6 protein-coding genes are annotated in these 6,225 nt (G+C 63.8%); 3 read left to right on the top strand and 3 right to left on the bottom strand.

Annotated features, from left to right (window positions below; genetic code table 11):
- The 3 genes from ACFFAR_RS21930 to msbA form a co-directional block, all read left to right on the top strand.
- A partial coding sequence (locus ACFFAR_RS21930) for a glycosyltransferase family 9 protein (RefSeq protein WP_375508461.1) occupies positions 1-721 on the top strand: 721 nt, incomplete at its 5' end.
- Entirely contained in the window at positions 718-2,004 is a 1,287-nt protein-coding gene (locus ACFFAR_RS21935; RefSeq protein ID WP_075360525.1) for an O-antigen ligase, read from the top strand. The genes ACFFAR_RS21930 and ACFFAR_RS21935, both read left to right, overlap by 4 nt.
- A 286-nt stretch (positions 2,005-2,290) precedes the next feature.
- Entirely contained in the window at positions 2,291-4,009 is a 1,719-nt protein-coding gene (msbA, locus tag ACFFAR_RS21940) for a lipid A export permease/ATP-binding protein MsbA (RefSeq protein WP_236873419.1), read from the top strand.
- A gap of 72 nt (positions 4,010-4,081) precedes the next feature.
- Here msbA and ACFFAR_RS21945 read toward each other — a convergent pair whose 3' ends face one another.
- The 3 genes from ACFFAR_RS21945 to ACFFAR_RS21955 form a co-directional block, all read right to left on the bottom strand.
- The gene (locus ACFFAR_RS21945; RefSeq protein WP_174364536.1) at positions 4,082-4,720 is read right to left on the bottom strand and encodes a VC0807 family protein; all 639 of its coding nucleotides are present in this window, start codon (positions 4,718-4,720) and stop codon (positions 4,082-4,084) included.
- 31 nt (positions 4,721-4,751) lie between these two features.
- A complete protein-coding gene (locus tag ACFFAR_RS21950; RefSeq protein WP_061998981.1) occupies positions 4,752-5,051 on the bottom strand; it encodes a hypothetical protein in 300 nt (99 codons plus the stop codon).
- Positions 5,052-5,139: 88 nt separating this feature from the next.
- The coding region (locus ACFFAR_RS21955) for an efflux RND transporter permease subunit (RefSeq protein WP_375508462.1) at positions 5,140-6,225 on the bottom strand (1,086 nt) is incomplete at its 5' end.

Genomic DNA, 6,225 nt, shown 5'->3' on the forward strand with positions numbered 1-6,225 from the left:
CTGGCCGCTCAACCAGGCCGTGCCCTATCCGGACCATCCGGGCGCGTGGGCCGATATTGCCGCCGGGTTGATCGACGGGCCGCCGCCGCGGGCATATCGGACGGAGGACTGGCCAGCTCCGGCGCCTGCGGCGCTCGCGGAAGACGATGCACGCATCTTGCAGCAACCTTACGTGGTGCTGCATCCAGGCGCGAGCACCGACGTCAAGCGCTGGCCCGATGAGCGCTGGCGCGCGCTGGCGGCTTATGTGGAAACGCTCGGGCTCAGGCCGGTATGGAGCGGCGGCCCCAGCGAAACCGGGTTGATCGACGCAATCGATCCCGCCGGACGGTATGCGAGCTTTGCCGGCCGTATCGATTTGCGTCAGGTGTGGCATATGTTCGCCGGTGCGCGGGCGATCGTCTGCCCTGATACCGGCGTGGCTCATCTCGGACGTCTGACCGGCGTGCCGACCATCGCGCTGTTCGGGCCGGGCAACGCACTGATCCATGGCGCGGGAAACTACTGGCGCGATGCGCCGTTCACGCCGGTTACTATCGCTGACATGCCGTGCCGTGATCAGCCCGATATTTTCAGGCGGTACGTGGCGTGGGCCCGCCGCTGTGATCGCAATACATCGACGTGCGTCGCATGGCGCGGCGACCATGCCGACTGCATGGGCTTTATATCGCTTGAGGCCGTCTGCAAAAGCTTGCGGGCGGCTCTTCCGGGAGTGCAATGACGAAGATGTGCGTGAAGGTGGAACGCGTCCTGTGGGTGGCGTGTCCAGTCATTATGTTTGTCGCGATGTTCGCCCACATGACCGCGCTCGAAAACCTGTCGCTGGGACTTGTGGGGATCGGCACGCTTGCCGCGGCGTTTTCGCCTGACCGGCCATCGCCGTTGCGCTGGCCGCTGGTACTGCCTATAGCGGCCTGGGGCGCCTGGGCGCTGATATCCGTCTCGTGGTCGCCGTTTCCGCGCGACAGCATGCATGCGTGGCTCGACGAAGTGCTGTATCCGCTCGTGTCTTTCCTGGCGTTCTGGCTCGTCGGCACACGCACGGAGCGGCCGCAGCAGATCGTGCTGATCAACTGGGTTGCGTGCCTGCTGCTCGCGGCCGGCAGTGTGTATTACTGGGGCCGCCTGCAGCCGCCCACCAATCCCGCCGATGTCCTTCTTCACTACTACAACCGGGTTGGCCACACGAGCACGCTCGCCATCTTCTCGATAACCCTTTTCACCGGCTTCCTGATGGATCGCCGCTGGCGGCTTTTCGGGCTGAGCGGCATTGTGCTGGCGCTGGTCATCGGCCTGGCGACGCTCAATCGGTTTTTCTGGCCGGCTGCGGGTGTCACGCTCGTGGTCGCGGCTTACCCGCTGTATCGGAAGCATTTGTTCCTTGCGGCGGTGAGCGTGCTGGTGATTTGCGTCGCGGCGGTGGGAACGCTCGAGCTGAGCGTGCGTTTGCGTCTCGGTCACAACATGCCGAAACCGGTGGCGCGCGAAGTCACGGTTGCCGGCGACAAGGTGTACATGCCGGAGGCACTGGCGGGTATCGGCGACGCGATGTCCTCCGATACCCGTCCCAAACTGTGGGCGTTCTACGGGCGGGAGGGCGAGGCGCGCACGTGGACGGGCGTTGGTTTTGGCAAGCCTTTGCCGGGACGCGTCTTTCAGGCGGAAATTCCGCCGAGCTTGCTGGAGCGTGAGCCGCAGGCGTTGACGCACGCGCATAACCTTTTCCTGAACACGTGGCTCGAGACGGGCATTGTCGGCGTGGTGCTGGAGATTTCGTTGCTGCTGGCGTTGATCTGGCGCTTCTGGCGTCTGCGGCACGCGGTGCCATGGGTGAGCGCTGCGGGAATAGCGCTGGCGGTGGGCATGATCGCGAAAAATTCCACCGATGACTTCATGTGGCAGACGACGGCACTTGCATTCTGGTGTTTTTCCGGCTTCCTGATGGGGCAGGGGGAAAAGCTGGCTGGAATGGTTCCGAAAGCGCGCAACGGCGACCAGCGATGATCGTGCGCCGTATGTGTTAGCCGCGTTTCTGAGCTTCTCCAAAAATAGCCGTGGCGAAGCGCCGAGGGTGTTAATGAGACAGAGCACCCCACCGCATTACAATACCGGTTTGCCGAACCGGCACAGGGCAGAGTCAGGGCAAGAGCACAAAAGCACAGGCGCCGTGCGAGCGGCCAAGTCCCGTGCGCGCCCGCCCATGCACCAACCAGGAAAACAACTTTTGAGTCAAAAGCCAACCTTGAGCAAAACGATTGGCGGCGGCAAGACCACATCGCCCGCCGCCGTCATGACCCGGCTCTGGCCATACATCAAGCCGCTCCTCGGCATCGTGACGCTCGGCCTGATTGCGATGGGTTTTGTCGCTGCCAGCGAAGCCGGTATCCCGATGCTGCTCAAACCGCTGCTCGACCACGGCTTCGGCGCGAACGGCAGCGCGAGCGCCAAGTGGATCGTGCCCGCTGCGGTTGTCGGTCTCGCGGTCGTGCGCGGCGGCATGCAGTATGCGTCCGGCTACCTGCTTTCGTACGTCACCAACAAGATCCTGCTCGAACTGCGCCTCAAGATGTTCGACCGGATGATCAACACCAGCGCCGGTTTTTTCCAGCGCGAAACGGCCAGTACGATCATCAACGCGATCGTGTTCGAGGTGAACCAGATCCTGAACGTGCTGCAAAGCGTTGTCGTGACGCTCGTGCGCGATTCGCTGACGGTAATCTTCCTGCTCGGCTATCTGTTCATCCTCAACTGGCGCCTGACGCTCGTGATCGCGGTGATCCTGCCGGCTATCGGCTGGCTGGTCAGCAAGATCAACCGGCGGTTGCGCCGCCTGAACCGCGAGCATCAGTTGCTCACGAACGAGCTGTCGTACATCGTTGAAGAAACGGTCGGCGGCTACAAGGTCGTGAAGGTGCATAACGGCCAGAAGTACGAAAACGACCGCTTCACCGACATGAGCAACCGGCTGCGCGGCTACTCCATGCGCATGACGGTGTCGGGCGGTCTCGCCCAGCCGCTGACGCAATTCCTCGCATCGATTGCGCTGGCGATCGTGATCACCATCGCCGTCGTGCAGTCGGCGAACGACCAGACCACGGTCGGCGGTTTCGTCGCGTTCGTCACGTCCATGCTGCTGGTGATCTCGCCGCTCAAACACCTGATCGACATCAACCAGCCGCTGCAGCGCGGCATGACGGCGGCCGAGCTGATCTTCGGTCTGATCGATGAACCCGTCGAGCCCGAAGGCGGCGGCCGTCCCTTGCAGCGCGCGCGCGGCGAAGTGGAATTCCGCGACGTGTCGTTCAGCTATGGAACGAGCGGCGCGCCTACGCTCGATGCCGTGTCGTTCAAGGTCGCGCCGGGCGAGATGGTGGCGCTGGCGGGTGCATCGGGCAGCGGCAAGACAACGCTCGTCAACCTGCTGCCGCGTTTCTTCGACCCGGCCGGCGGCGCGGTCATGGTCGACGGCGTGGCGCTTCCCGAATACAGCCTTCACGACCTGCGCAGCCAAATGGCGATGGTGAGCCAGGACGTGGTGCTCTTCAACGACACGATCGCCGCCAATGTCGCGTATGGCCAGACGCCGGACCGCGAACGCGTGAGAGCGGCGCTCGCCGCGGCAAATCTGGCGGACGTGGTCGACGCCATGCCCGAAGGCATGGAGACACGCGTAGGCGGCAACGGCATGCGGCTCTCGGGGGGCCAACGCCAGCGGCTTGCGATTGCGCGCGCCATCTACAAGGATGCACCGATCCTGATCCTCGACGAAGCGACGTCCGCGCTCGACTCCGAATCCGAGCGGCACGTCCAGGAAGCGCTGGAAACCCTGATGAAAGGGCGCACGACGCTGGTCATCGCGCACCGGTTATCGACGATCGAGCGCGCGGATCGCATCCTCGTGATGGACGCGGGCAAGATCGCCGAGCAGGGCAGTCACGCCGAATTGCTGCGGCACAACGGGCTGTACGCGAACCTGCATCGGATCCAGTATCAGCAGCAAGCGGCTTGAAATAAGAAGTCGCTTCGAACTAAACGCGCGCTTTGCCCAACAGGCAGGCGCGCGTTTTTTATTTGCGCGGGTTCACGATTGAACCGGCGTTGCCGGTGCGGCCGCCTCGCGCGCTTTCATCCGCTTGCGATAAATGATCGTCCACACCGTCAAGCCGCCATAAATCCCATAGCCGATAAACGGCGACACCAGCAGGAAGCGTTCGATCGGCCAATGCCACGCAAGCCACGCGCGCAGCAGGTTCTCGCCGGTCAGCCCCAGTCCCCACGCAAACGTCATCAAGCGGATCGAGCGGCGCAATTGAGGCCGGCTCTCCCACAGTGTCTCGAAGCGCTCGGCGCCGCCATCGGATTCGCGTGCCACCGTCGCCCGTGCGAGGTAGAACGTCAGCGGCCGGCGCGCGACGAGCGATAGCAGGAACGCAAGGCCGATGGCGCCGGATGCCATCGATTCACGCATCAGCAAGAGGCGCGGACTGCCGCCAAGCGCCATCAGCACGATGGACAGCGCAATGCCGATCAACACCAGCACGCTCAGGGCATCGACCCGCCGGTTCTTCGCAAACTCGGCAAGGCTCCAGACAATCGGCGGCACCGCCGATGCATACAGCGCCCCAAGCTCACCCCAATACGGCAACGCGAGTTTGTAAGCAAGCCAGGGCAGCAGCAGATTCACCACGAGCTCGATCACTTGTGCGGGGCGAATCTTCATATTGAACGGAGGGCGGGTCAAAGGCGGATATTCACGTGAAAATCGACACGACGATTGCCAGCCAAAGCGCGCCCACGCCTGCCAGAAAGGCGTGCCGCGCATGGCGTATCAGGGAGTCGTCGTCGGGGTGGGCGACGGGGGAGGTGGCGAGCCAGGGCACCAGACCCAGGCATATGAAGCCGCCGAGTGCAAGGATGGCCACGGTGACATCGGCGAAATGCCACTGGGTTGATTCGTGGATGCCCCAGTACCCGAGGAACACGATGCCGATGGAAAACACCGTCGCCGCCGCCGAACTGAGCGCGGCGACTGTACCCGCGGGATAGGCCATTCCAACCTCCGGCGAACGCGTTAAACGCGGATTGTAGCAATCATAGGTCGTTGCGACGGGAGTTTGGGAAAGCGGTGCGGCCGCCCGGTCAGCTCTCGCGCGAACCCTGGATATCGGCGCGGGGCAGGTCGTCGAGTTCGATGCTGGCCGATGGTTTTTCGCGGGTTATCGACATGAATTTGCGCTGCATGAATCTTTGCACCGATACCACGATGAAAAACGCCAGCGGCGTGAACACGAGCCCGAGAACGGTCGCGGTGATCGCGCCGCCGAACACGCCGGTGCCAATCGAACGCCGGCTTTCCGCCCCGGCGCCGCTCGACACGAGCAGCGGCGTGACGCCCAGCAAAAATGCCGCCGATGTCATCACGATTGGCCGGAAGCGGGCGCTTGCAGCAGCGACGATGGCTTCGGCCAGCGCCATGCCATCGGCGTGAAGCGTGCGGGCGAACTGCACGATCAAGATCGCGTTTTTCGCCGATAACCCGATCACCGTGATCATGCCGACCTTGAAATACACGTCGTTCGGCATGCCGCGCGTGTACATCGCGATCACCGCGCCGATCATGCCGAGCGGCACGATGGTCAGCACCGCCAGCGGAATGGTCCAGCTCTCGTAGAGCGCGGCCAGCGCCATGAACACGGCCAGCAGCGATAAGCCGATCAGCACCGGCGTGAGCCGCGCCGCGCGGGTCTCTTCGAGCGCGGTATCGGTCCAGTCGAAGCCGACGCCAACCGGCAGCATCTGCGCGAGGCGCTCCATTTCGGCCATCGCCGCGCCGGAGCTCACGCCGTTGGCCGGGCGGCCGCTGACATCGAGTGAAGGCGAGCCGTTGTAGCGCGTGAGCACGGAAGGACCGGTCGTCCAGTGGAGCGATGCCACCGACGACAACGGCACCATCTGCCCCGCAAGATTGCGCACCGAGAGATTCATGAGATCGGCTTCGGTCATGCGCGAAGACGCATCGGCGGCGATCATCACGCGGCGCATCCGGCCGCCGGACGGGAAGTCGTCGATGTACGTCGAGCCGAAGGTATTGCCGAGCGCATCGCCGATCCTGTCGAACGACACCCCCAGCGCATACGCTTTTGCACGGTCGACATCCAGCACGATGCGCGGTGCGTCCGGCAGCGCTTCCGAGTGGACATCGGCGAAAGCGGGATTGTGGCGGGC

Origin of the sequence: uncultured Caballeronia sp. (assembly GCF_964243625.1) — a bacterium.
Lineage (GTDB): Bacteria > Pseudomonadota > Gammaproteobacteria > Burkholderiales > Burkholderiaceae > Caballeronia.